Below are 23,695 nucleotides of genomic sequence, written 5' to 3' on the forward strand. Positions count from 1 at the left end.
CCGGCTGTCGCCGGAGATCGGAAAGCCGCCCGTCTCCTTGGAGTTGGGACGGGCGGCTTGTGAACTATGCTCCGTTTTCGGGGAGTTCGCGGAGCCGGTCGGCGACCTGGGCGGGCATCGGCTCGTGGCGGGCGTAACTCCGCGCGAACCGGCCGGTGCCGTGCGACAGGGAGCGCAGGTCCACCGCGTACCGGACGATCTCGATCTCGGGGACCTCGGCCCGGACGAGGGTGCGGCCGGCGCCGGACTGCTCGGTGCCGACCACCCGGCCGCGCCGCCCCGAGAGGTCGCTCATCACCGGGCCGACGTAGGCGTCGGGAACCAGGACCCGGACCTCCGCGACGGGTTCGAGGAGGTGGATGCGGGTCTCGGTGGCGGCCTCGCGCAGGGCGAGGGCGCCCGCGGTCTGGAAGGCGGCGTCGGAGGAGTCCACCGAGTGCGCCTTGCCGTCGAGGAGCGTCACCCGCACGTCGACCAGGGGGTAGCCGGCGGCGACGCCGCGCGCCGCCTGGGCCCGGACGCCCTTCTCCACGGAGGGGATGAACTGCCGGGGCACCGCGCCACCCACCACCTTGTCGACGAACTCGATACCGGAGCCGCCGGGCAGCGGCTCGACCTCGATCTCGCAGATGGCGTACTGGCCGTGGCCGCCGGACTGCTTGACGTGCCGCCCGCGCCCGGTGGCCCTGGCGCCGAAGGTCTCGCGCAGCGACACCTTGTACGGCACGGCGTCGACGCGGACGCCGTAGCGGGTGCGCAGCCGTTCCAGGGCGACGTCGCGGTGCGCCTCGCCCAGGCACCACAGGACCACCTGGTGGGTCTGGGCGTTCTGCTCCAGGCACATGGTGGGGTCCTCGGCGACCAGCCGGGCGAGGCCCTGCGAGAGCTTGTCCTCGTCCGCCTTGCTGTGTGCCTGGATGGCCACGGGCAGCAGCGGGTCGGGCATCTGCCACGGCTCCATGAGCAGGGGCTCGCCGCGTGCGGAGAGGGTGTCGCCGGTCTCGGCGTGGGTGAGCTTGGCGACACAGGCGATGTCCCCGGCGATGGCCTGGCTCAGCTGGCGCTGGTGCTTGCCGAAGGGTGAGGAGAGGGCGCCGACGCGCTCGTCCACGTCGTGGTCCTCGTGGCCGCGGTCCTCCAGGCCGTGGCCGGAGACGTGCACGGTCTCGTCCGGGCGCAGGGTGCCGGAGAAGACCCGGACGAGGGAGATCCGTCCGACATAGGGGTCGGAGGAGGTCTTGATCACTTCTGCGGCCAGGGGTCCGGCCGGGTCGCAGGTCAGGGGCGCGCGGGGACGGCCGTCGGGGGTGGTGACCGCCGGGACGGTCCGCTCGGGCGGGGTGGGGAAGCCGCCGGTGACCAGCTCCAGCAGCTCGATGGTGCCCAGCCCGTGCCGGGCGCCCTCCGCCGCGGGCGCGGCGGCGAGGACGGGGTGGAAGGTGCCGCGTGCCACGGCCCGCTCCAGGTCCTCGACGAGCGTCTTGACGTCGATCTCCTCGCCGCCCAGATAGCGGTCCATGAGGGTCTCGTCCTCGCTCTCGGCGATGATCCCCTCGATGAGCCGGTTGCGGGCCTCCTCGATCAGCGGCAGCTGGTCGGGGGCGGGCGGGTGCTCGGCGCGCTCGCCGGAGGAGTAGTCGAAGACGCGCTGCGACAGGAGGCCGATCAGGCCGGCCACGCCGCGGTGCCCGTCGGGGCCCTCGGGCCCGTGCAGGGGGAGGTAGAGCGGCAGCACGCTGTCGGGGGAGTCGCCGCCGAAGGCGGTGCGGCAGTTCTCCGTCATCTCGGAGAAGTCCGCGCGGGCGGCCTCCAGGTGGGTGACGACGATCGCGCGGGGCATGCCGACGGCCGCGCACTCCTCCCACACCATGCGGGTCGCGCCGCCGATGTTCTCGGCGCCCTCGGCCGCCGAGACGACGAAAAGGGCCGCGTCCGCGGCGCGCAGACCGGCCCTGAGCTCTCCGACGAAGTCGGCGTAGCCGGGGGTGTCCAAGAGATTGATCTTGATACCGGCCCATTCCACGGGGACCAGCGAGAGCTGCACCGAGCGCTGCTGGCGGTGCTCCATCTCGTCGTAGTCCGAGATCGCGCAGCCGTCCTCCACCCGGCCGGCGCGGTTGACCGCGCCCGTCGCCAGCGCCAGTGCCTCCACCAGCGTGGTCTTGCCGGAACCGCTGTGGCCGACCAGCACCACGTTGCGTACGTGGCTCGGCCGGTCGGCCGACACTGCTCTGCCCGCGGCCCCTGGGTACGTGCCCGTCTTCTCGCCCATGTGTCCCGCCTCCCGGTCGACACCTGCGGTCCTTCGAGCTTTCCACCGCCGTAACGCTGCGTCCATACGTCGCACACGGAGGCGTACCCGCGGCGGTGCCACCGGCGCGCCGTCGGCGGCGCGCGGGCGGGTGCGCGCGCGGGGCGGCGGCGGCCCCGGCCGGTGTGCGAGCGGTGCGTGCGCGGGCGCCCCCGGCCGCCTGGCTACGATGGGCCAGCCGGTGGCCTTCTGACCACCCGGCCCGATTCGACCCTCCGGGAAGGCCATGCTGAACAAGTACGCGCGTGCGTTCTTCACGCGTGTTCTCACGCCGTTCGCCGCCCTGCTCATCCGCCTCGGCGTCAGCCCCGACGCGGTGACCCTCATCGGTACCGGCGGTGTGATGGCGGGTGCGCTGGTCTTCTACCCCCAGGGGGAGTTCTTCTGGGGCACGGTCACCATCACCCTGTTCGTCTTCTCCGACCTGGTCGACGGCAACATGGCCCGCCAGCTCGGCCGCTCCAGCCGCTGGGGCGCGTTCCTCGACTCCACGCTCGACCGGGTCGCCGACGCGGCGATCTTCGGCGGGCTCGCCCTCTGGTACGCGGGGCGCGGCGACAGCCTCACCCTGTGCGCGGTGACGATCTTCTGCCTCGCCAGCGGCCAGGTGGTGTCGTACACCAAGGCGCGCGGTGAGGCCATCGGCCTGCCGGTCGATGTGAACGGCCTGGTCGAGCGGGCCGAGCGGCTCGTGATCTCGCTGGTGGCGTGCGGCTTCTCGGGGCTGCACAAGTTCGGCGTGCCGGGCATCCAGATCCTGCTGCCCATCGCCCTGTGGATCGTGGCGGTCGGCAGCCTGGTGACCATGGTCCAGCGTGTGGTGACCGTGCGCCGTGAGGCGGACGAGGCCGACGCGGCGGCGAGCGGAGGCGGGGCCGGGTGAAGGAGAAGCTGACCGACGCGCTGTACGGGCTCGGCTGGGGCGCGGTGAAGAAGCTCCCCGAGCCGGTGGCCACGCGGCTCGGACAGCGGATCGCCGACACCGCCTGGAAGCGGCGCGGCAAGGGCGTGCTGCGCCTGGAGGCCAATCTCGCACGGGTGCTGCCCGACGCGGGCCCCGGGCGGCTGGCCCAGCTCTCGCGGGCGGGCATGCGCTCGTACATGCGCTACTGGATGGAGTCCTTCCGGCTGCCGGCGTGGAGCCCGCAGCGGATCCGGGACGGCTTCACGCCGGAGGGCCTGCGCATCCTGGAGGAGGCCCTGGCCGCCGGTCGGGGCGTCGTCGTCGCCCTGCCGCACATGGGCAACTACGACCTGGCGGGCGCCTGGGTCACCACCCGGCTGGGGGTGCCCTTCACGACCGTCGCCGAGCGGCTCAAGCCCGAGACGCTCTACGACCGGTTCGTGGCCTACCGCGAGGGGCTCGGCATGGAGGTGCTGCCGCACGCAGGCGGCAGCGCGTTCGGCACCCTCGCCCGCCGGCTGCGGGCCGGCGGGCTGGTCTGCCTGGTGGCCGACCGCGACCTGTCCTCCTCCGGCATAGAGGTGAAGTTCTTCGGCGAGGCGGCGAAGATGCCCGCCGGGCCCGCCATGCTGGCGGTGCAGACCGGTGCGGCGCTGCTGCCCGTCACTCTCTGGTACGACCGGTCGCCGGTGATGCGGGGGCGGATCCACCCGCCCGTCGACGTGCCCGAGACGGGCACCCGGCAGGAGAAGGCCGCCGCGATGACCCAGCAGATGGCCGACGCCTTCGCGAGCGGCATCGCCGAGCACCCGCAGGACTGGCACATGCTCCAGCGACTGTGGCTCGCGGACCTCCCGCAGGCCGGGGAGGGGAAGCCATGAGGATCGGGATCGTCTGTCCGTACGCGTGGGACGTGCCGGGCGGGGTGCAGTTCCACATCCGGGACCTGGCGGAGCACCTCATCCGGCTGGGGCACGAGGTGTCGGTGCTGGCGCCGGCGGACGACGAGACGCCGCTCCCGCCGTTCGTCGTCTCGGCCGGCCGGGCCGTGCCGGTGCCCTACAACGGCTCGGTGGCCCGGCTGAACTTCGGCTTCCTGTCCGCCGCCCGGGTGCGGCGCTGGCTGCACGACGGCGACTTCGACGTCATCCACATCCACGAGCCGACCTCGCCCTCCCTGGGCCTGCTGACCTGCTGGGCGGCGCAGGGCCCGATCGTGGCGACCTTCCACACCTCCAACCCCCGCTCCCGGGCGATGATCGCGGCCTATCCGATCCTCCAGCCGGCGCTGGAGAAGATCAGCGCCCGGATCGCGGTGAGCGAGTACGCCCGGCGGACGCTGGTCGAGCACCTGGGCGGGGACGCGGTCGTCATCCCCAACGGTGTCGACGTGGACTTCTTCGCCCGCGCCGAACCCCGCAAGGAGTGGCAGGGTGGTGTCGAGGGCGGCACGATCGGCTTCATCGGCCGGATCGACGAGCCGCGCAAGGGGCTCCCCGTCCTGATGCGCGCCCTGCCGAAGATCCTCGCGGAGCGCCCCGGCACCCGGCTGCTGGTGGCCGGGCGCGGTGACGAGGAGGAGGCCGTCGCGACCCTGCCCGCGGAGATGCGCGAGCGGGTGGAGTTCCTCGGCATGGTGAGCGACGAGGACAAGGCGCGGCTGCTGCGCAGCGTGGACGTGTACGTGGCGCCCAACACCGGCGGCGAGTCGTTCGGCATCATCCTCGTCGAGGCGATGTCGGCGGGCGCGCCCGTCCTCGCGAGCGACCTGGACGCGTTCGCGCAGGTCCTCGACAAGGGCGCGGCGGGCGAGCTGTTCGCCAACGAGGACGCGGACGCGCTGGCCGCGGCGGCGGTGGGTCTGCTGGGCAACCCGGACCGCCGGGCGGAACTGCGCGAGCGCGGCTCGGCGCACGTGCGCCGCTTCGACTGGTCGCGGGTCGGCGCGGACATTTTGGCGGTCTACGAGACGGTGACGGCGGGCGCGGCGTCGGTGGCCACGGACGAACGCACGGGCTTCCGGGCCCGGTTCGGGCTGGCGCGGGACTGAGGCCGGTCGGCGGGGGTCGTACGCCACGGGCCAAGGGCGGGCTCCACTCGTGCCGGCCACGTTCCGGGCCGGGGTGCACTCGTGCCGGCCACGTTCCGGGCCGGGCTCCACTCGTGCCGGCCACGCTCCGGGCCGGGCTCCACTCGCGTCGGCCACGTTGCGGGCCGGGCCTGCGGCCCGCTCCGCGTCCAGGGGCTCGACGCAGTGCGAGCGGGGGGCACGATCAGGTCCGTGCCCGGCCACACTCCAGCCCGTCCGGCGTTTGAGGACATCGGTAAGGCGCGCCCGCCACTCGGCGGCACCCTTACGGCGGCCCGTAAGCCCCCGCACCGTCGCGGCAGCGGCAACGCGGCAGCGGCAACGCGGCGAGCGGCGTCGCGGCGAGCGGTAACGTGAGCTCGCGTGACCACAATGATCTGGATCGTCGTCGCGCTGGTCGTCATCGGCGTCTACCTGAGCTGGACCGCCGGCCGTCTCGACCGGCTGCACAGCCGTATCGACGCGGCGCGGGCCGCGCTCGACGCCCAGTTGCTGCGGCGCGCCTCGGTCGCGCAGGAGCTCGCCACCGCGGGGGTGCTCGATCCGGCGGCCTCGATCGTCCTCTACCAGGCGGCGCACGCCGCCCGGCAGGCGGAGGAGGAGCACCGGGAGGTCGCGGAGAGCGAGCTGAGCCAGGCGCTGCGGGCCGTGTTCGCGGAGCCGCCGCAGGTCGAGGCGGTGCGGGCGGCGCCGGGCGGTGAGGAGTCGCTGACGGAGCTCGGGGAGGCCGTGCGCCGGGTGCCGATGGCGCGGCGGTTCCACAACGACGCGGTGCGCGCCGCGCGCGCGGTCCGCAAGCACCGGGTGGTGCGCTGGTTCCGGCTGGCGGGCCACGCGCCGTTCCCGCTCGCGTTCGAGATGGACGACGAGCCGCCGGCGGTGCTCGGGGACCGCACAAGCCACTGACCTCGAATTGGCTCTTTTTTCGCCCATCGGGCGGCGGATTGGATGACCGTGCAGCATCACCGCCCTTGATAGTGAGGTCACCACGTGTCCAGCACGGCCCCCAGCACGTCCACGAACCCCGAGACCGGCACCGCACGCGTCAAGCGCGGCATGGCCGAGCAGCTCAAGGGCGGCGTGATCATGGACGTCGTCAACGCAGAGCAGGCGAAGATCGCCGAGGACGCGGGCGCCGTCGCGGTCATGGCGCTGGAGCGGGTTCCGGCCGACATCCGCAAGGACGGCGGCGTGGCCCGGATGTCCGACCCGAACATGATCGAGGAGATCATCGGCGCGGTCTCCATCCCGGTCATGGCCAAGTCCCGCATCGGCCACTTCGTCGAGGCCCAGGTGCTCCAGTCCCTCGGCGTCGACTACATCGACGAGTCCGAGGTGCTCACCCCGGCCGACGAGGTCAACCACTCCGACAAGTGGGCGTTCACCACCCCCTTCGTCTGCGGTGCCACCAACCTGGGCGAGGCCCTGCGCCGCATCGCCGAGGGCGCGGCCATGATCCGCTCGAAGGGCGAGGCCGGCACCGGCAACGTCGTCGAGGCCGTCCGCCACCTGCGCCAGATCAAGAACGAGATCGCCCGCCTGCGCGGCTACGACAACAACGAGCTCTTCGCCGCGGCCAAGGAGCTGCGCGCCCCGTACGAGCTCGTCAAGGAGGTCGCCGAGCTCGGCAAGCTCCCCGTGGTCCTCTTCTCCGCCGGTGGCGTCGCCACCCCCGCCGACGCCGCGCTGATGCGCCAGCTCGGTGCCGAGGGCGTCTTCGTCGGCTCCGGCATCTTCAAGTCCGGCGACCCGGCCAAGCGCGCCGCCGCCATCGTGAAGGCCACCACCTTCTTCGACGACCCGAAGGTCATCGCGGACGCCTCCCGCAACCTGGGCGAGGCCATGGTCGGCATCAACTGCGACACCCTCCCCGAGTCGGAGCGCTACGCCAACCGCGGCTGGTAGTCCGCCCCGCGTTCCCCCCGGTGGGCGGCCCGTTCCCAGGGCCGCCCACCGTCCGTACACCGCGTCCCGCTGTGAGAGGTACCCCGTGACAAGCCCCGTCGACAGCCCGGTCATCGGCGTACTCGCCCTCCAGGGCGACGTCCGCGAGCACCTGATCGCCCTCGCGGCCGCCGGGGCCGTGGCCCGCCCGGTCCGCCGTCCCGAGGAGCTCGGCGACCTCGACGGCCTGGTCATACCCGGCGGCGAGTCCACCACCATGTCCAAGCTGGCGGTCGCCTTCGGGATGCTGGAGCCGCTGCGCGAGCGGGTGCGGGCCGGGCTGCCGGTCTACGGCACCTGCGCCGGCATGATCATGGTCGCGGACAAGCTCCTGGACGGCCGGGAGGACCAGGAGACGCTCGGCGGCATCGACATGATCGTGCGCCGTAACGCCTTCGGGCGGCAGAACGAGTCCTTCGAGGCGGCCGTCGAGGTCGCGGGGATCGAGGGCGGTCCCGTCGAGGGCGTCTTCATCCGCGCCCCCTGGGTGGAGTCGCTGGGTGCCCAGGCGCAGGTGCTGGCCACGTACGACGGCCACACGGTCGCCGTGCGGCAGGGGAACGTGCTGGCGACGTCCTTCCACCCGGAGCTGACGGGCGACCACAGGATGCACGGGCTGTTCGTCGACATGGTGCGCGCGGCGTAGCGGTGAGGTCCCGGTAGGATCTCAGTCGTTCGTTCAGAAATGGTTACGCGAAGGAGACAGGCGGATGTCCGGCCACTCTAAATGGGCTACGACTAAGCACAAGAAGGCCGTGATCGACGCCAAGCGCGGCAAGCTCTTCGCGAAGATGATCAAGAACATCGAGGTCGCGGCCCGGACCGGCGGTGCCGACCCGGCGGGCAACCCGACGCTGTTCGACGCCATCCAGAAGGCGAAGAAGAGCTCGGTCCCGAACAAGAACATCGACTCGGCCGTCAAGCGCGGCGCCGGCCTGGAGGCCGGTGGCGCCGACTACGAGACGATCATGTACGAGGGCTACGGCCCGAACGGTGTCGCGGTGCTCATCGAGTGCCTCACCGACAACCGCAACCGTGCCGCGTCCGACGTGCGCGTCGCCATGACCCGCAACGGCGGCTCGATGGCCGACCCGGGCTCGGTCTCGTACCTCTTCAACCGCAAGGGCGTCGTGATCGTCCCCAAGGGCGAGCTCACCGAGGACGACGTCCTCGGCGCGGTCCTGGACGCGGGCGCCGAGGAGGTCAACGACCTGGGCGAGACCTTCGAGGTGCTCAGCGAGGCCACGGACATGGTCGCGGTGCGCACCGCGCTCCAGGAGGCGGGCATCGACTACGACTCCGCCGAGGCCAACTTCGTCCCGACCATGCAGGTCGAGCTGGACGAGGACGGCGCGCGCAAGATCTTCAAGCTGATCGACGCGCTGGAGGACAGCGACGACGTGCAGAACGTCTTCGCCAACTTCGACGTCTCCGACGACGTGATGGCCAAGGTCGACGCGTAAGCGACGATCCGCCACGCGCCGCGGACACCGGCCGTGAACGGGCCGACGGGACACCGCCCCGTCGGCCCGTCGGCATGACCGGGCGTTGTCAGTGGCAGCCGATAGTCTGCGGACGGACGACGGAGGAGGGGGCGCGATGCGCGTGCTGGGCGTGGACCCGGGGCTGACCAGGTGCGGCATCGGCGTGGTCGAGGGCGTCGCCGGGCGGCCGCTGCGGATGCTCGGCGTCGGCGTCGTGCGCACCCCGGCCGAGGCCGAGGTCGCCGACCGCCTCGTCCTCATCGAGCGCGGCATCGAGCAGTGGCTCGACGAACACCGCCCCGAGTTCGTCGCCGTGGAGCGCGTCTTCAGCCAGCACAACGTGAGCACGGTCATGGGCACCGCCCAGGCCAGCGCGGTCGCCATGCTCTGCGCCGCCCGCCGCGGACTGCCCGTCGCCCTGCACACCCCCAGCGAGGTCAAGGCCGCCGTCACCGGCAGCGGCCGGGCCGACAAGGCCCAGGTCGGCTCCATGGTCACCCGCCTGCTCCGGCTCGACGCACCGCCCAGGCCGGCCGACGCCGCCGACGCCCTCGCCCTGGCCATCTGTCACATCTGGCGGGCCCCCGCGACCAACCGCCTCCAGCAGGCCGTCGCCGCCCACCGCCGCACCGCGCGTCCCCAGGACGCCACCGCACGAACCCTGAAGGGCAGCGCATGATCGCCTTTGTCTCCGGCCCGGTCGCGGCCCTCGCCCCGGACACCGCCGTCGTCGAGGTCGGCGGCGTCGGCATGGCCGTCCTGTGCACCCCGGACACCCTCTCCACCCTCCGGGTCGGCGAGCACGCCAAGCTCGCCACGTCCCTCGTGGTCCGCGAGGACTCCCTCACCCTCTACGGCTTCGCCGACGACGACGAGCGCCAGGTCTTCGAGCTGCTCCAGACGGCCAGCGGCGTCGGCCCCCGCCTCGCCCAGGCCATGCTCGCCGTGCACCGGCCGGACGCCCTGCGGCGCGCGGTCGCCACGGGCGACGAGAAGGCGCTCACGGCCGTGCCGGGCATCGGCAAGAAGGGGGCGCAGAAGCTGCTGCTGGAGCTGAAGGACCGGCTGGGCGCCCCCGTGGGCACCGGCGCGGCCCCCGCGCCCGCGGCCGCCGCCGGCTGGCGCGACCAGCTGCACGCGGCGCTCGTGGGGCTGGGATACGCGGCCCGCGAGGCGGACGACGCGGTGGCGGCGGTGACGCCGCAGGCGGAGGAGGTCGTCGCGGGCGGCGGCACCCCGCAGGTCGGACAGCTGCTCCGGGCCGCGCTCCAGACCCTGAACCGCGCCCGCTGACGGTGGCCGCCCCCCGGCCCCGCCCCTTTCCGGCCCGGGACCCGGTCCCGGCCCACGGCCCTCGCATGCCCGACGGGCCGGCTCGTCGTCCGGACCGGGCGGAGATCCAGCCCGTCCGGCGTTCGAGGACACCGCGCGTCAGCGCGGAAGGGGGGCCCGGGAGCCCGCCCCCGGTCATGGGAAAGGGCGGGTAGGGGAAAGACCCGCCCCGACCCACCCACCCGCACCCGACCCCGCTCCCCAGAGAGGCCCCTGTGAACTGGGACGACGAAGCCCCCACGACCACCCCCGGCGACCGCCTCGTCGGTGCCGCCGCCGACCGCGAGGAGCAGGCCGTCGAGGCCGCCCTGCGCCCCAAGGACCTGGAGGAGTTCGTCGGGCAGGAGCGGGTCCGGGAGCAGCTCGACCTGGTGCTCAAGGCCGCCCGGCAGCGCAACGCCACCGCCGATCACGTCCTGCTCTCCGGCGCCCCCGGCCTCGGCAAGACCACCCTCTCGATGATCATCGCGGCGGAGATGGGCGCGCCCATCCGCATCACCTCCGGCCCCGCCATCCAGCACGCCGGCGACCTGGCCGCGATCCTGTCCTCCCTCACCGAGGGCGAGGTCCTCTTCCTCGACGAGATCCACCGCATGTCCCGGCCCGCCGAGGAGATGCTGTACATGGCGATGGAGGACTTCCGCGTCGACGTGATCGTCGGCAAGGGCCCCGGCGCCACCGCGATCCCGCTGGAGCTGCCGCCCTTCACCCTCGTCGGCGCCACCACCCGGGCCGGCCTGCTGCCGCCCCCGCTGCGCGACCGCTTCGGCTTCACCGGGCACATGGAGTTCTACGCCCCCGCCGAGCTGGAGCGCGTCATCCACCGCTCCGCCCGGCTCCTCGACGTCGGCATAGACGCGGACGGCGCGGCCGAGATCGCGGGCCGCTCCCGCGGCACCCCCCGCATCGCCAACCGCCTGCTGCGCCGTGTGCGCGACTACGCCCAGGTCAAGGCCGACGGCCTGGTCACCAGGGAGGTCGCCGCCCAGGCCCTCGCGGTCTACGAGGTCGACACCCGCGGCCTCGACCGGCTGGACCGGGCCGTGCTCACCGCCCTGCTGAAGCTCTTCGGCGGCGGACCGGTGGGCCTGTCCACGCTCGCCGTCGCGGTGGGGGAGGAGCGCGAGACGGTCGAGGAGGTCGCCGAGCCGTTCCTGGTCCGGGAGGGTCTGCTGGCCCGCACGCCCAGGGGCCGGATCGCGACCCCGGCGGCCTGGAACCACCTCGGTCTGGTGCCCCCGCAGCAGGCGGCGGGCGCCCCCGGCCAGCAGGGACTCTTCGGCGGCTGAACGGCGCGGGTACTGGTCCGGTCAGGAACCACGGTGCCATGCTGGGCGTTGTTCCCTAGGCGCGGACTCGCTTAGACTCCGCCGATGCCCGTCCGTACAGACGCGGCATACCACCCCCGTAGACCAGGCCGCGTCCTCCCGTGGTCGTGCGAAGGAAACCCCGTCCCGTGAATATCATGACTCTCCTGCCGTTCATCGTGCTTATCGGGGCCATGTTCCTGATGACCCGGTCGGCCAAGAACAAGCAGCGCCAGGCGGCGCAGATGCGCGACCAGATGCAGCCGGGCACCGGCGTGCGGACGATCGGCGGCATGTACGCCACGGTCAAGGAGGTCAGCGACGACTCGGTCCTCCTCGAGGTCGCCCCGGGCGTCCACGCGATCTACGCGAAGAACGCCATCGGCGCCGTCCTGGAGGACGAGGAGTACAACCGCATCGTCCACGGGATCGAGCCGGACGAGTCCGACGCCCCCGTCGTCCCGGACGACGCCTCCTCGCTGACCGAGGCCGCCGAGGGCGACGCCCCGGCCGAGAAGAAGATCGACCTCGGCAAGGACACCGCGGCCGGCGCCACGGACGAGGCCGCGAAGGCCGAGAAGACCGAGGACGCCAAGCGGGACGGCAAGCAGGACGGCGACGCCGACGCGAAGTAGCCCCTTCAGGGAACCGCGGAGCACTGCGTGAGCGGTGCGCCGCGGTTCCTTTACGGTCTAGGCTCCGGCGGGGGGCACGTCCCCACAAGACTTCGTGGCCGTCCGGCGAACACCCGACGCCGGGCGGTTGGACAGGGAGAAACGACAAGGTGGCAGCACCGAAGAAGGGCCGCAGGTCCCCGGGCGGCCAGGGCAGGCCGGGCCGTGTCCTGGTCCTGATCCTGATCGCCATGGTGGCGCTCACGGCGGGGATGTTCGCCTCCGGGCGCACCACTCCACGACTGGGCATCGACCTCGCGGGTGGCACCAGCTTCACGCTGGAGGCCAAGAACGAGCCCGGCAAGCCCAACGCGATCAATCAGACCAACATGAACACGGCGGTCGGCATCATCGAGCGCCGTGTCAACGGTCTCGGTGTCTCCGAGGCCGAGGTCCAGACGCAGGGCGAGAACCACATCATCGTGAACATCCCCAAGGGGACGAACGCGAAGCAGGCCCGTGAGCAGGTCGGTACCACCGCCAAGCTGGGCTTCCGCCCGGTGCTGAGCATCGCCGACGCCGCCGCCCCCGCGCCCGCCCCGTCCCCCAGCTCCTCCGCCTCGGACAAGGACGGCAAGAACGGCGACAAGAGCAAGGACGACAAGACCAAGCCGTCCGGCTCCCCGTCCGCCTCGGCCTCCGCCTCCGCGAGCACGGCCCCGAAGGGCCGCGCGGTCTCCGACGCGCTGAAGGCCGACGGCACGCCGAGCCCGAACGCGACCGCCTCCCTCAAGGACGGCGCGAAGGACGACAAGGCCAAGGACGACAAGGCCAAGGACAAGGACGCCAAGAAGGACCCCACGCCGTCCCCGGCCGACATCGCCGCGCTCCAGAAGAAGCTCGGCGCTCTCGACTGCACCACCAAGGAGGGCATGGCCGCGGCGAGCAAGGCCGCCGCGAGCGCCCTCCCCACCGACACGATCGTCGCGTGCAAGCGGGACGGCTCGGCCAAGGAGATCCTCGGCCCGGTGGCCGTCGAGGGCACCGGCGTCACCGACGCCGACGCCGTCTTCGACAGCCAGCAGGGCAAGGGCTGGATCGTCCAGCTGAAGTTCGACTCCAGCGGCTCCAAGAAGTTCGCCGACATCACCGGCCAGCTGGCCACCAAGGCCCCGCCGCAGAACCAGTTCGCGATCGTCCTCGACGGCTCGGTCGTCTCCGACCCCTCGGTGTCCACCTCCATCTCGGGCGGCCAGGCGGAGATCTCCGGCGGCTTCACCCAGGAGAGCTCCCGCGACCTCGCGAACGTGCTGTCCTACGGTGCCCTGCCGCTGTCCTTCGACGTCGTCACCGAGCAGACGGTCACCGCCGCGCTCGGCGGTGAGCAGCTGCGCGCGGGTCTGCTGGCCGGCGCCATCGGCCTCGTCCTGGTGATCGTCTACCTGGTGGCGTACTACCGCGGTCTCGCGCTCGTCGCGCTCGCCAGCCTCCTGGCCTCCGCGATCCTCACCTACACGATCATGGTGCTGCTCGGTGAGGCCATCGGCTTCGCGCTGAACCTGCCGGCCGTCTGCGGTGCGATCGTCGCGATCGGTATCACCGCCGACTCCTTCATCGTCTACTTCGAACGCATCCGGGACGAGATCCGGGAGGGCCGGACGCTGCGCCCGGCCGTCGAGCGGGGCTGGCCGCGCGCCCGCCGCACGATCCTGGTCTCCGACTTCGTGTCCTTCCTCGCCGCCGCGGTGCTCTTCATCGTGACCGTCGGCAAGGTCCAGGGCTTCGCGTTCACGCTGGGTCTGACCACCCTCCTCGACGTGGTCGTGGTCTTCTTCTTCACGAAGCCGCTGATGACGCTCCTGGCCCGGCGGAAGTTCTTCGCCAGCGGCCACCCGTGGTCCGGGCTCGACCCCAAGCGGCTCGGCGCCCGCCCGCCGCTGCGGGCCCGCCGCCGCCCCTCCGCCCCCGTCGACCCCAAGGAGGCGTGAGATGTCCAAGCTCGGCAATCTCGGCGCCCGGCTCTACCGCGGCGAGGTCGGCTACGACTTCGTCGGCAAGCGGAAGATCTGGTACGGCATCTCGATCCTGATCACCATCACGGCCATCGTCGGCCTGGCGGTGCGCGGCCTCAACATGGGCATCGAGTTCTCCGGCGGTGCCGTCTTCACCACCCCGAAGACGTCCGTCTCGGCCACCCAGGCCCAGCACACGGCGGAGGAGGCCTCCGGCCACACCGCCATCGTCCAGAAGCTCGGCGGCGGCTCGCTGCGCGTCCAGGTCAGCGACCTCACCACCGAGCAGTCGCGGGAGACCCAGGACGCGCTGGCCAAGAAGCTGGGCGTCTCCACGGACAAGGTCAACACCGACATCGTCGGCCCCAGCTGGGGTGACCAGATCGCCAACAAGGCCTGGATGGGTCTCGGGATCTTCATGGTTCTCGTGGTGATCTATCTGGCGATCGCCTTCGAGTGGCGCATGGCCATCGCCGCGCTGATCGCCCTGATCCACGACCTCACCATCACCGTCGGTGTGTACGCACTGGTCGGCTTCGAGGTCACCCCGGGCACCGTGATCGGTCTGCTGACCATCCTCGGTTACTCCCTCTACGACACCGTCGTCGTCTTCGACGGTCTCAAGGAGGGCTCGAAGGACATCACCAAGCAGACGCGCTTCACCTACAGCGAGATCGCCAACCGCAGCCTCAACGGCACCCTGGTGCGCTCCATCAACACCACCGTCGTGGCGCTGCTGCCGGTCGCCGGCCTGCTGTTCATCGGCGGCGGCTTCCTCGGCGCGGGCATGCTCAACGACATCTCGCTCGCCCTGTTCGTCGGCCTCGCGGCCGGCGCCTACTCCTCGATCTTCATCGCCACCCCGCTGGTCGCCGACCTCAAGGAGCGCGACCCGCAGATGAAGGCCCTGGCCAAGCGGGTGCGCGCCAAGCGCGCCGCCGCTGCCGCCAAGGGCGAGTCGGTGGAGCAGGAGCCGCAGGACGCCGGGTACGGCGACGAGCCGGAGGACGCGTCCCCGGCCGGTGTCGTCCCGCAGACCGACACCCGTAGCCGCGGTGGCCGCGGCCGTCCGTCGGGCAAGCGCCGATGAGCGCCGTGAGCGTCGGCACCGCCGACGAGAAGCTGCGCGACCTGCTCCTGGCGCACATCCACGACGTGCCGGACTACCCCAAGCCGGGCGTGATGTTCAAGGACATCACCCCGCTGCTCGCCGACGCCAAGGCGTTCGCCGCGCTGACCGACGCCCTCGCCGGGCTGTGCGAGAAGTACGGCGCCACCAAGGTCGTCGGCCTGGAGGCCCGGGGCTTCATCCTGGGCGCCCCGGCCGCCGTCCGCGCGGGGCTCGGCTTCGTGCCCGTCCGCAAGGCCGGCAAGCTGCCCGGTGCCACCCTCGCCCAGGCCTACGACCTGGAGTACGGCACCGCCGAGATCGAGATGCACGCCGACGCCGTGGGTGCCGGCGACCGCGTCCTGGTCATCGACGACGTGCTGGCCACCGGCGGCACCGCCGAGGCGTCCCTGCGGCTGATCCGCCGGGCCGGCGCCGAGGTCGCGGGCGTCGCCGTGCTGATGGAGCTGGGCTTCCTGCCCGGCCGCGCGCGGCTGGCCGAGGCGCTCGGCGGGGCGCCGCTGGAGGCGCTGATCACCGTCTGAGCCGACGGCGTACGACAGGGGGCGGGCCCGGGGGAGAACCTCCGGGCCCGCCCCCTGTCGTACCGGGGCACAGCCGGGCGCGCGGCGGTCGGCCGCCGTGGCTCGATACCATGGCAGTCCCGGACCTGATCGGGGGCCGGACCCCGCTTGAGGAGTGCTCTTGCCAGACGAGGCCCAGCCGCTCACCGCCGCACAGCAGGACAAGCCGTCTCCCGAGGCCGCGGCGGCCCCGGGCACGCCCCAGGGCCGCCCGCAGAGCGCCCCTGAGCCCCCGGACGCCACCGGCGGCCCGGACCAGGCGGGCCGGACGCGTCCGGCCCCCACCACGGCCCCCCAGGCGGCCCCCTCTCGAACAGCCGCCCCGCCGCCGACAAGCCGGCCGGCGGCGCCCCGGCGGGCGCCTCACCCGTCCGGCCCACGCCGACGCCGGGACCTCCGCCCCGCTCCGGCTCCTCCAGCCGCGTCCGGGCCCGCCTCGCCCGCCTGGGCGTCCAGCGCTCCAGCCCGTACAACCCCGTGCTGGAGCCCCTGCTGCGGATCGTCCGCGGCAACGACCCCAAGGCCGACGCGGGCACCCTGCGCCAGATCGAGCGCGCCTACCAGGTCGCCGAGCGCTGGCACCGGGGCCAGAAGCGCAAGAGCGGCGACCCGTACATCACCCACCCCCTCGCGGTGACCACGATCCTCGCCGAGCTGGGCATGGATCCGGCCACCCTGATGGCCGGGCTGCTGCACGACACGGTCGAGGACACCGAGTACGGCCTGGACACCCTCCGCCGCGACTTCGGCGACCAGGTCGCCCTGCTGGTCGACGGCGTCACCAAGCTCGACCGCGTGCAGTTCGGCGAGGCAGCGCAGGCCGAGACCGTCCGCAAGATGGTCGTCGCCATGGCCAAGGACCCCCGGGTCCTGGTCATCAAGCTCGCCGACCGCCTGCACAACATGCGCACCATGCGCTACCTCAAGCGGGAGAAGCAGGAGAAGAAGGCCCGCGAGACGCTGGAGATCTACGCCCCGCTGGCGCACCGGCTGGGGATGAACACCATCAAGTGGGAGCTGGAGGACCTCGCCTTCGCGATCCTCTACCCCAAGATGTACGACGAGATCGTCCGCCTCGTCGCCGAGCGGGCCCCCAAGCGCGACGAGTACCTGGCCATCGTCACCGACGAGGTCCAGGCCGACCTGCGCGCCGCCCGCATCAAGGCCACCGTCACCGGCCGCCCCAAGCACTACTACAGCGTCTACCAGAAGATGATCGTGCGAGGCCGCGACTTCGCCGAGATCTACGACCTGGTGGGCATCCGCGTCCTCGTCGACACCGTCCGCGACTGCTACGCGGCGCTCGGCACCGTCCACGCCCGGTGGAACCCGGTCCCGGGGCGGTTCAAGGACTACATCGCGATGCCCAAGTTCAACATGTACCAGTCGCTGCACACGACGGTCATAGGCCCCAGCGGCAAGCCCGTAGAGCTCCAGATCCGCACCTTCGACATGCACCGGCGCGCCGAGTACGGCATCGCCGCGCACTGGAAGTACAAGCAGGAGGCCGTCGCCGGCGCCTCCAAGATCCGCACCGACGTCCCGAAGAACGCCGGCAAGAACCAGGACACCGTCAATGACATGGCCTGGCTGCGGCAGCTCCTGGACTGGCAGAAGGAGACCGAGGACCCGGGCGAGTTCCTGGAGTCGCTGCGCTTCGACCTCTCGCGCAACGAGGTCTTCGTCTTCACGCCCAAGGGCGATGTCATAGCGCTGCCGGCCGGCGCCACCCCGGTCGACTTCGCCTACGCCGTCCACACCGAGGTCGGCCACCGCACCATAGGCGCCCGGGTCAACGGCCGGCTCGTCCCGCTGGAGTCCACGCTCGACAACGGCGACCTGGTCGAGGTCTTCACCTCCAAGGCGCCCGGCGCCGCCCCCTCCCGCGACTGGCTGGGCTTCGTCAAGTCGCCCCGCGCCCGCAACAAGATCCGCGCGTGGTTCTCCAAGGAGCGCCGCGACGAGGCCATCGAGCAGGGCAAGGACGCCATCGCGCGCGCCATGCGCAAGCAGAACCTGCCGATCCAGCGGATCCTCACCGGCGACTCGCTCGTCACCCTCGCGCACGAGATGCGCTATCCCGACATCTCCTCGCTCTACGCCGCGATCGGCGAGGGACACGTCGCGGCGCAGGGCGTCGTGCAGAAGCTCGTCCAGGCCCTCGGCGGCGAGGACGCGGCGACGGAGGACATCGAGGAGGACGCCCCGATCCGGGCGCGCTCCAAGCGCCGCTCCAGCGCCGACCCCGGCGTCGTCGTCAAGGGCGTCGACGACGTGTGGGTGAAGCTCGCCCGCTGTTGCACCCCGGTGCCGGGCGACCCGATCATCGGCTTCGTCACCCGCGGCAGCGGCATCTCGGTGCACCGCGCCGACTGCGTCAACGTCGACTCGCTCTCCCAGCAGCCCGAGCGGATCATCGACGTCGAGTGGGCGCCCACCCAGTCCTCCGTCTTCCTGGTGGCCATCCAGGTGGAGGCGCTGGACCGGTCGCGGCTCCTGTCGGACGTCACCCGCGTCCTGTCCGACCAGCACGTCAACATCCTGTCGGCCGCCGTGCAGACCTCCCGGGACCGGGTGGCCACCTCGCGCTTCACCTTCGAGATGGGCGACCCCAAGCACCTGGGCCACGTCCTGAAGGCGGTGCGGGGCGTGGAGGGCGTCTACGACGTCTACCGCGTCACGTCGGCCCGCCGGCCCTGAGCACCACTTCGGCCCGCGCATGAGTGAGGGGCTCCGGCAATCGCCGGAGCCCCTCACTCACGCGTGACGCCGCGTTCAGCCGCCGAACTCCTCAAGACCCTTCAGGGCCTGGTCCAGCAGGGCCTTGCGGCCCTCCAGCTCACGGGTGAGCTTGTCCGCCTTGGCGGTGTTGCCCGCGGCCCGCGCCTTGTCGGCCTGCTCCTGGAGCTTGTCCACGGCGGCCTGGAGCTGCCCGGTCAGACCGGCCGCACGGGCCCGCGCCTCCGGGTTCGTACGCCGCCACTCGGACTCCTCGGCCTCCTGGAGGGCGCGCTCGACGGTGTGCATCCGGCCCTCGATCTTGGGCCGGGCGTCCCGCGGCACATGGCCGATGGCCTCCCAGCGCTCGTTGATCGAGCGGAACGCGGCCCGCGCCGCCTTCAGGTCCGTGACGGGGAGCAGCTTCTCGGCCTCGACGGCCAGCTCCTCCTTCTGCGTCAGGTTGACCTGCTGCTCGGCGTCGCGCTCGGCGAACACCTCGCCGCGCGCCTGGAAGAAGACGTCCTGGGCGCCGCGGAAGCGGGTCCACAGGTCGTCCTCCGACTCGCGCTGCGCCCGGCCCGCGGCCTTCCACTCGGCCATCAGCTCGCGGTAGCGCGCGGCCGTCGGTCCCCAGTCCGTGGACCCGGAGAGCGACTCGGCCTCGGCGACCAGCTTCTCCTTGGCCTTACGGGCCTCCTCGCGCTGCGCGTCCAGCGACGCGAAGTGCGCCTTGCGCCGCTTGGAGAACGCCGAGCGGGCGTGCGAGAAGCGGTGCCACAGCTCGTCGTCCGCCTTGCGGTCGAGGCGCGGCAGGCCCTTCCAGGTGTCGACCAGGGCGCGCAACCGCTCACCCGCCGACCGCCACTGCTCGCTCGCCGCCAGCTCCTCGGCCTCGGCGACCAGCGCCTCCTTCGCCGTACGGGCCTCGTCGGACTGCTTGGCCTTGGCGGCCTTACGCTCCTCGCGGCGGGTCTCGACCGTGGCGACGAGCTGGTCGAGCCGCTTGCGCAGCGCGTCCAGATCGCCGACCGCGTGGTGCTCGTCCACCTGCGTGCGCAGATGGTCGATCGCGGTCGTCGCGTCCTTGGCCGAAAGGTCGGTGGTCCTGACCCGGCGTTCGAGGAGGCCGATCTCGACGACCAGGCCCTCGTACTTGCGCTCGAAGTAAGCGAGGGCCTCCTCGGGGGAGCCCGCCTGCCACGATCCGACGACCTTCTCCCCGTCGGCGGTACGCACGTACACAGTCCCCGTCTCATCGACGCGGCCCCATGGGTCGCTGCTCACAGCGCCTCCTCCACATGATGCCGGGGCCGGTGCGCGGCCCCTCGGGCATCGTCCACAGTTGTTCCGGCAGGGCCGCGCCCTGACCGGTCCGACGGCCTGATCGATTCGGGTGTCGATGGGTGCTTCGCAGCCGTCGGAGCAGGCACCCTACACAACGCCAACATAGGCGACCGGCGGCCCGGCTGTCCGTATCCCGCGCGACCGAAATTTCGCCGGGCGGGCATGTGACGGACGGCCGGCGGCCACCGGAACGGGCTCAGGACTTGGTCACCGCCGCCTTGTTGACGACGACCGTCGCGTTCGGCGGGCCGTCCCCGCCGCCGCGCTGCTCACCCGCGGCGGCGATCTTCTGGAGCACCTTCATGCCCTCGGGGCCGACCTTGCCGAACGGGGTGTAGTTCGGCGCCAGCTTGCTGTCCTTGTAGACGAGGAAGAACTGGCTGCCGCCGGTGTCCGGACCGGCGTTGGCCATCGCGACCGTGCCGGCCGGGTACACCCCGTCCTTGACGGCCGGGTCCTTCAGGTTCTCGTCCTTGAGGCGGTAGCCGGGGTCGCCCATGCCGGTGCCCTTGGGGTCGCCGCACTGGAGCACGAAGATCTGGGACGGGTCCGTGGTCAGCCGGTGGCAGGTGGTGTGGTCGAAGTAACCCTGCCCGGAGAGGAAGTTGAAGGAGTTGACCGTGTGCGGGGCCTTGGCGGCGTCCAGCTTCAGGTCGATGGTGCCGCAGGTGGTGTCGAGCTTCGCCGCGTACGACGCCGAGGTGTCGACGGACATCTCCGGCTCGGTCTTCCACGTCTTGGCGGCGGGCGCGCCCGGGGCCGCCTTCGCGCACGGGTCCGGGCCGCGGCTCGGCGTGGCCGACGGGGCCGCCGCGTCCGCCGCGGTGTCCTTCTTGTCGTCGCCCGACAGCGCGCCCGTGGCGAACGCGGTCGCGCCCGCGGCCACCACGACGGCGAGCCCGGCGGCGATCACCGCGTTGCGGCGGCGGACCTTGCGGCGCGCCGCCTCCCGGCGCTCCTGCTGGCGCTCGAACTTCTCCCGGGCGAGCTGCCGCCGCCGCTGCTCGTTACTGACCACCGGGTGTCTCCTCGTGCCGTCTCGTCCAGATGGTGAGCCCGTGTTGCGTGTGTGCCCGTACCGTATACGGGTTCGCGGTGGCGGGAGTGCCGCCGGTAGGCTCTGTAGCGGCCGGGTTCCCCGCCAGGGGCCCCCGGTGATCCACTGCTGGATTCTCCGCTGGTCGATCTCTAAGGACGAACGTGCTCATTGCCGGGTTCCCCGCCGGGGCCTGGGGGACCAATTGCTATCTGGTCGCCCCTGCCGCCGGTGAGGAGTGCGTGATCATCGATCCGGGCCACCAGGCGGCCCAGGGCGTCGAGGACGCACTGAAGAAGCATCGGCTCAAGCCCGTCGCCGTCCTCGTCACCCATGGCCACATCGACCACGTCGCGTCGGTCGTCCCGCTGTGCGGCGCGCACGACATCCCGGCCTGGATCCACCCCGGGGACCGCTACATGCTGAGCGACCCCGAGAAGGCGCTGGGCCGCTCCCTGGGGGAGCGTCTGATGGGCGAGCTGACGGTGGGAGAGCCGGATGACCTCAAGGAGCTGTCCGACGGCACCCGTCTGGAGCTCGCGGGCCTGGAGTTCACCGTCGCGCACGCGCCCGGCCATACCAAGGGGCTGGTGACCTTCAGGATGCCCGAGACCGCCGACGTCCCGTCGGTGCTGTTCTCGGGGGACTTCCTGTTCGCCGGCTCCATCGGACGCACCGACCTGCCCGGCGGCGATCACGCCGAGATGCTCCGGTCGCTGGCCCGCGTGGCCCTGCCGCTGGACGACTCGACCGTGGTGCTGTCCGGCCACGGCCCCCAGACGACCATCGGCCGCGAGCGCGCCACCAACCCGTTCCTGCGGGAGGTCGCCGACGCGCAGCGCGGCATCGGAAGCGGTTCTACCGCCGCTCCGCGACGAGGAATGTGACGATTTTTCCGTGAGTACGTTCAAGGCCCCCAAGGGCACCTACGACCTGACCCCGCCCGACTCCGCGATCTACCTCGCCGTGCGCGAGGCCATCGCCGCGCCGCTCAAGCGCTCCGGATACGGCTACATCGAGACGCCCGGCTTCGAGCAGGTCGAGCTGTTCTCCCGCGGCGTCGGCGAGTCCACCGACATCGTGTCCAAGGAGATGTACACCCTCACCACGCGCGGCGGCGACGAGCTCGCGCTGCGCCCCGAGGGCACCGCCTCCGTGCTGCGCGCGGCCCTGGAGGCCAACCTGCACAAGGCCGGCAACCTGCCGGTCAAGCTCTGGTACTCCGGCTCGTACTACCGCTACGAGCGCCCGCAGGCCGGCCGCTACCGGCACTTCTCGCAGGTCGGCGCCGAGGCCATCGGCACCGAGGACCCGGCGCTGGACGCCGAGCTGATCATCCTGGCCGTCGACGCCTACAAGTCGCTCGGCCTGAGCGACTTCCGCCTGCTGCTGAACTCGCTGGGCGACAAGGAGTGCCGTCCGGCCTACCGGGAGGCCCTCCAGGGCTTCCTGCGCGGCCTCGACCTCGACGAGGACACCCGGCGCCGGATCGAGATCAACCCGCTGCGGGTCCTCGACGACAAGCGCGAGGCCGTCCAGAAGCAGCTCGTCGGCGCCCCGATGCTCCGCGACCACCTCTGCGAGGCCTGCAAGGCCTACCACGAGGAGGTCCGCGCGCTGCTGACCGCCGCCGGCGTCGACTTCGTGGACGACGAGAAGCTGGTCCGCGGCCTGGACTACTACACCCGCACCACCTTCGAGTTCGTCCACGGCGGCCTCGGCTCGCAGTCCGCGGTGGGCGGCGGCGGCCGCTACGACGGCCTCTCCGAGATGATCGGCGGCCCCGCGCTGCCGTCCGTCGGCTGGGCGCTCGGCGTCGACCGCACGGTCCTGGCGCTGAAGGCCGAGGGCATCGAGCTCGACCTGCCGGCCGCCACCCAGGTCTACGCGGTGCCGCTGGGCGAGGAGGCCCGCAAGACGCTCTTCGGCCTCGTGACCGAGCTGCGCCGGGCCGGCGTCGCCACGGACTTCGCGTTCGGCGGCAAGGGCCTGAAGAACGCCATGAAATCGGCCAATCGTTCCGGTGCCCGCTTCGCGCTCGTCGCGGGCGAGCGGGACCTCGCCGAGGGTGTCGTGCAGCTCAAGGACCTGGAGAGCGGTGAGCAGACCGCCGTCGCGTTCGACGCGGTGGTGGGCGAACTCCTCGCCAAGCAGGGCTGATTCCCGGGCGCTTGGGGCAGAATGGGCGGCGACGACCGACTGATGGGATCAACGGCGCTATGACCACTTCGGCACTTGACCGCTCGGCGACCGACGGAGCGGAACGGGACGGCCCGCCCACGGGGGCTGTCGGAGGCAGCCGCGCGTTCGCACTGCTGCTGGTGATCACCGGCGCGCTGGGGCTGCTCGCGGCCTGGGTCATCACGATCGACAAGAACAAGATCCTTGAGGCCAAGGTCGCGGGCAAGACCTACACCCCCGGGTGCAGCCTGAACCCGATCGTCTCCTGCGGCAACATCATGGAGAGCGAGCAGGCGCACGCCTTCGGGTTCCCCAACCCGATGCTGGGCCTGGTCTGCTACGGCGCGATCATCGCGATCGGGCTGGGTCTGCTCTCCGGCGCCCGTTACCGCCGCTGGTACTGGCTGGGCATGGAGGCCGGCACGCTCTTCGGCGTCGGCTTCTGCACCTGGCTCCAGTACCAGTCGCTGTACGTCATCGGCTCGCTCTGCCTGTGGTGCTGCCTCGCCTGGGTCGCCACGATCGTCATGTTCTGGTACGTCACCGTGCAGAACATCCGGCACGGCTTCATCCCCGTCCGCGGGGCGGTGAAGAACGGCCTGCTGGAGTTCCACTGGGTGGTGCCGGTGCTGTGGATCGGCGTCATCGGGATGCTCATCCTCACCAAGTGGTGGGACTTCTGGACGGGCGGCTCCGCCTGACCACCCCCGCACCTCACTGACAA

The 23,695-nt window shown here is 72.0% G+C and carries 20 protein-coding genes and 1 pseudogene; 18 read left to right on the plus strand and 3 right to left on the minus strand.

Annotated elements, in window-relative coordinates; genetic code table 11:
• Positions 1 to 64 precede the first annotated feature (64 nt).
• Complete coding sequence (locus tag SMD11_RS27140; RefSeq protein ID WP_087928943.1) at positions 65 to 2,272, minus strand: elongation factor G-like protein EF-G2; 2,208 nt, start codon at positions 2,270 to 2,272, stop codon at positions 65 to 67.
• 265 nt (positions 2,273 to 2,537) lie between these two features.
• Between SMD11_RS27140 and pgsA the strand changes: the two genes are divergently transcribed.
• The 15 genes and pseudogenes from pgsA to SMD11_RS27215 all read left to right on the plus strand — a co-directional run bounded on the left by pgsA (position 2,538) and on the right by SMD11_RS27215 (position 18,389).
• Positions 2,538 to 3,194 carry a phosphatidylinositol phosphate synthase gene (gene pgsA / locus SMD11_RS27145; protein ID WP_087928944.1) on the plus strand — a complete coding sequence of 219 codons (657 nt, stop codon included), beginning with the start codon at positions 2,538 to 2,540 and terminating at the stop codon, positions 3,192 to 3,194.
• Positions 3,191 to 4,096: a phosphatidylinositol mannoside acyltransferase gene (locus SMD11_RS27150; RefSeq protein ID WP_087928945.1), complete on the plus strand. Its 906-nt coding sequence runs from the start codon at positions 3,191 to 3,193 to the stop codon at positions 4,094 to 4,096. Before pgsA ends, SMD11_RS27150 begins: the two co-directional genes overlap by 4 nt.
• Entirely contained in the window at positions 4,093 to 5,265 is a 1,173-nt protein-coding gene (locus tag SMD11_RS27155) for a glycosyltransferase family 4 protein (protein WP_087928946.1), read from the plus strand. Before SMD11_RS27150 ends, SMD11_RS27155 begins: the two co-directional genes overlap by 4 nt.
• Positions 5,266 to 5,676: 411 nt before the next feature.
• Positions 5,677 to 6,210: a hypothetical protein gene (locus tag SMD11_RS27160; RefSeq protein WP_087928947.1), complete on the plus strand. Its 534-nt coding sequence runs from the start codon at positions 5,677 to 5,679 to the stop codon at positions 6,208 to 6,210.
• Between the two features lie 84 nt (positions 6,211 to 6,294).
• Positions 6,295 to 7,209 carry a pyridoxal 5'-phosphate synthase lyase subunit PdxS gene (pdxS, locus tag SMD11_RS27165; protein ID WP_087928948.1) on the plus strand — a complete coding sequence of 305 codons (915 nt, stop codon included), beginning with the start codon at positions 6,295 to 6,297 and terminating at the stop codon, positions 7,207 to 7,209.
• Between the two features lie 85 nt (positions 7,210 to 7,294).
• The gene (gene pdxT, locus SMD11_RS27170) at positions 7,295 to 7,894 is read left to right on the plus strand and encodes a pyridoxal 5'-phosphate synthase glutaminase subunit PdxT (protein ID WP_087928949.1); all 600 of its coding nucleotides are present in this window, start codon (positions 7,295 to 7,297) and stop codon (positions 7,892 to 7,894) included.
• A gap of 64 nt (positions 7,895 to 7,958) precedes the next feature.
• Positions 7,959 to 8,711, plus strand: a complete 753-nt coding sequence (locus SMD11_RS27175; protein ID WP_087928950.1) for a YebC/PmpR family DNA-binding transcriptional regulator — start codon at positions 7,959 to 7,961, stop codon at positions 8,709 to 8,711.
• A gap of 136 nt (positions 8,712 to 8,847) precedes the next feature.
• Positions 8,848 to 9,411 (plus strand): crossover junction endodeoxyribonuclease RuvC, encoded by a 564-nt coding sequence (gene ruvC / locus SMD11_RS27180; protein WP_087928951.1) that lies wholly within the window; start codon positions 8,848 to 8,850, stop codon positions 9,409 to 9,411.
• Positions 9,408 to 10,025 (plus strand): Holliday junction branch migration protein RuvA, encoded by a 618-nt coding sequence (gene ruvA, locus SMD11_RS27185; protein ID WP_087928952.1) that lies wholly within the window; start codon positions 9,408 to 9,410, stop codon positions 10,023 to 10,025. Before ruvC ends, ruvA begins: the two co-directional genes overlap by 4 nt.
• Before the next feature lie 254 nt (positions 10,026 to 10,279).
• Positions 10,280 to 11,353 carry a Holliday junction branch migration DNA helicase RuvB gene (gene ruvB / locus SMD11_RS27190; protein ID WP_087928953.1) on the plus strand — a complete coding sequence of 358 codons (1,074 nt, stop codon included), beginning with the start codon at positions 10,280 to 10,282 and terminating at the stop codon, positions 11,351 to 11,353.
• Between the two features lie 167 nt (positions 11,354 to 11,520).
• Complete coding sequence (yajC, locus tag SMD11_RS27195) at positions 11,521 to 12,006, plus strand: preprotein translocase subunit YajC (protein WP_087928954.1); 486 nt, start codon at positions 11,521 to 11,523, stop codon at positions 12,004 to 12,006.
• Positions 12,007 to 12,155: 149 nt separating this feature from the next.
• Positions 12,156 to 13,973: a protein translocase subunit SecD gene (gene secD, locus SMD11_RS27200; protein WP_087928955.1), complete on the plus strand. Its 1,818-nt coding sequence runs from the start codon at positions 12,156 to 12,158 to the stop codon at positions 13,971 to 13,973.
• 1 nt (position 13,974) lies between these two features.
• Positions 13,975 to 15,087 carry a protein translocase subunit SecF gene (gene secF / locus SMD11_RS27205; RefSeq protein WP_087928956.1) on the plus strand — a complete coding sequence of 371 codons (1,113 nt, stop codon included), beginning with the start codon at positions 13,975 to 13,977 and terminating at the stop codon, positions 15,085 to 15,087.
• Entirely contained in the window at positions 15,084 to 15,650 is a 567-nt protein-coding gene (locus SMD11_RS27210) for an adenine phosphoribosyltransferase (RefSeq protein WP_087928957.1), read from the plus strand. The genes secF and SMD11_RS27210 overlap by 4 nt, the downstream gene beginning before the upstream one ends.
• A gap of 160 nt (positions 15,651 to 15,810) precedes the next feature.
• Positions 15,811 to 18,389 (plus strand): annotated as a pseudogene (locus SMD11_RS27215) (RelA/SpoT family protein).
• Positions 18,390 to 18,464: 75 nt separating this feature from the next.
• Here the strand turns inward: SMD11_RS27215 and SMD11_RS27220 are convergent.
• Both SMD11_RS27220 and SMD11_RS27225 read right to left on the minus strand, forming a co-directional pair.
• Positions 18,465 to 19,694: a DUF349 domain-containing protein gene (locus SMD11_RS27220; protein WP_087928958.1), complete on the minus strand. Its 1,230-nt coding sequence runs from the start codon at positions 19,692 to 19,694 to the stop codon at positions 18,465 to 18,467.
• Between the two features lie 256 nt (positions 19,695 to 19,950).
• Complete coding sequence (locus SMD11_RS27225; protein ID WP_087928959.1) at positions 19,951 to 20,772, minus strand: peptidylprolyl isomerase; 822 nt, start codon at positions 20,770 to 20,772, stop codon at positions 19,951 to 19,953.
• 182 nt (positions 20,773 to 20,954) lie between these two features.
• On the opposite strand from SMD11_RS27225, the gene SMD11_RS27230 reads away from it, so the two are divergent.
• The 3 genes from SMD11_RS27230 to SMD11_RS27240 are packed head-to-tail and all read left to right on the plus strand — an operon-like array spanning position 20,955 to position 23,672.
• Entirely contained in the window at positions 20,955 to 21,677 is a 723-nt protein-coding gene (locus SMD11_RS27230) for an MBL fold metallo-hydrolase (protein ID WP_087928960.1), read from the plus strand.
• Between the two features lie 10 nt (positions 21,678 to 21,687).
• Positions 21,688 to 22,950: a histidine--tRNA ligase gene (hisS, locus tag SMD11_RS27235; protein WP_087928961.1), complete on the plus strand. Its 1,263-nt coding sequence runs from the start codon at positions 21,688 to 21,690 to the stop codon at positions 22,948 to 22,950.
• A 59-nt stretch (positions 22,951 to 23,009) separates the two neighbouring features.
• Entirely contained in the window at positions 23,010 to 23,672 is a 663-nt protein-coding gene (locus SMD11_RS27240) for a vitamin K epoxide reductase family protein (protein ID WP_087928962.1), read from the plus strand.
• Positions 23,673 to 23,695 lie beyond the last annotated feature (23 nt).

The organism is Streptomyces albireticuli, from assembly GCF_002192455.1.
Taxonomy (GTDB): Bacteria; Actinomycetota; Actinomycetes; order Streptomycetales; family Streptomycetaceae; genus Streptomyces; species Streptomyces albireticuli_B.

Excerpts from the sequence above, each read along its gene's own strand:
- SMD11_RS27140 (WP_087928943.1), bottom strand. The coding sequence starts at position 2,272 with ATGGGCGAGAAGACGGGCACGTACCCAGGGGCCGCGGGCAGAGCAGTG.
- pgsA (WP_087928944.1), top strand. The coding sequence starts at position 2,538 with ATGCTGAACAAGTACGCGCGTGCGTTCTTCACGCGTGTTCTCACGCCG.
- SMD11_RS27155 (WP_087928946.1), top strand. The coding sequence starts at position 4,093 with ATGAGGATCGGGATCGTCTGTCCGTACGCGTGGGACGTGCCGGGCGGG.
- SMD11_RS27160 (WP_087928947.1), top strand. The coding sequence starts at position 5,677 with ATGATCTGGATCGTCGTCGCGCTGGTCGTCATCGGCGTCTACCTGAGC.
- SMD11_RS27175 (WP_087928950.1), top strand. The coding sequence starts at position 7,959 with ATGTCCGGCCACTCTAAATGGGCTACGACTAAGCACAAGAAGGCCGTG.
- ruvC (WP_087928951.1), top strand. The coding sequence starts at position 8,848 with ATGCGCGTGCTGGGCGTGGACCCGGGGCTGACCAGGTGCGGCATCGGC.
- ruvA (WP_087928952.1), top strand. The coding sequence starts at position 9,408 with ATGATCGCCTTTGTCTCCGGCCCGGTCGCGGCCCTCGCCCCGGACACC.
- secF (WP_087928956.1), top strand. The coding sequence starts at position 13,975 with ATGTCCAAGCTCGGCAATCTCGGCGCCCGGCTCTACCGCGGCGAGGTC.
- SMD11_RS27210 (WP_087928957.1), top strand. The coding sequence starts at position 15,084 with ATGAGCGCCGTGAGCGTCGGCACCGCCGACGAGAAGCTGCGCGACCTG.
- SMD11_RS27240 (WP_087928962.1), top strand. The coding sequence starts at position 23,010 with ATGACCACTTCGGCACTTGACCGCTCGGCGACCGACGGAGCGGAACGG.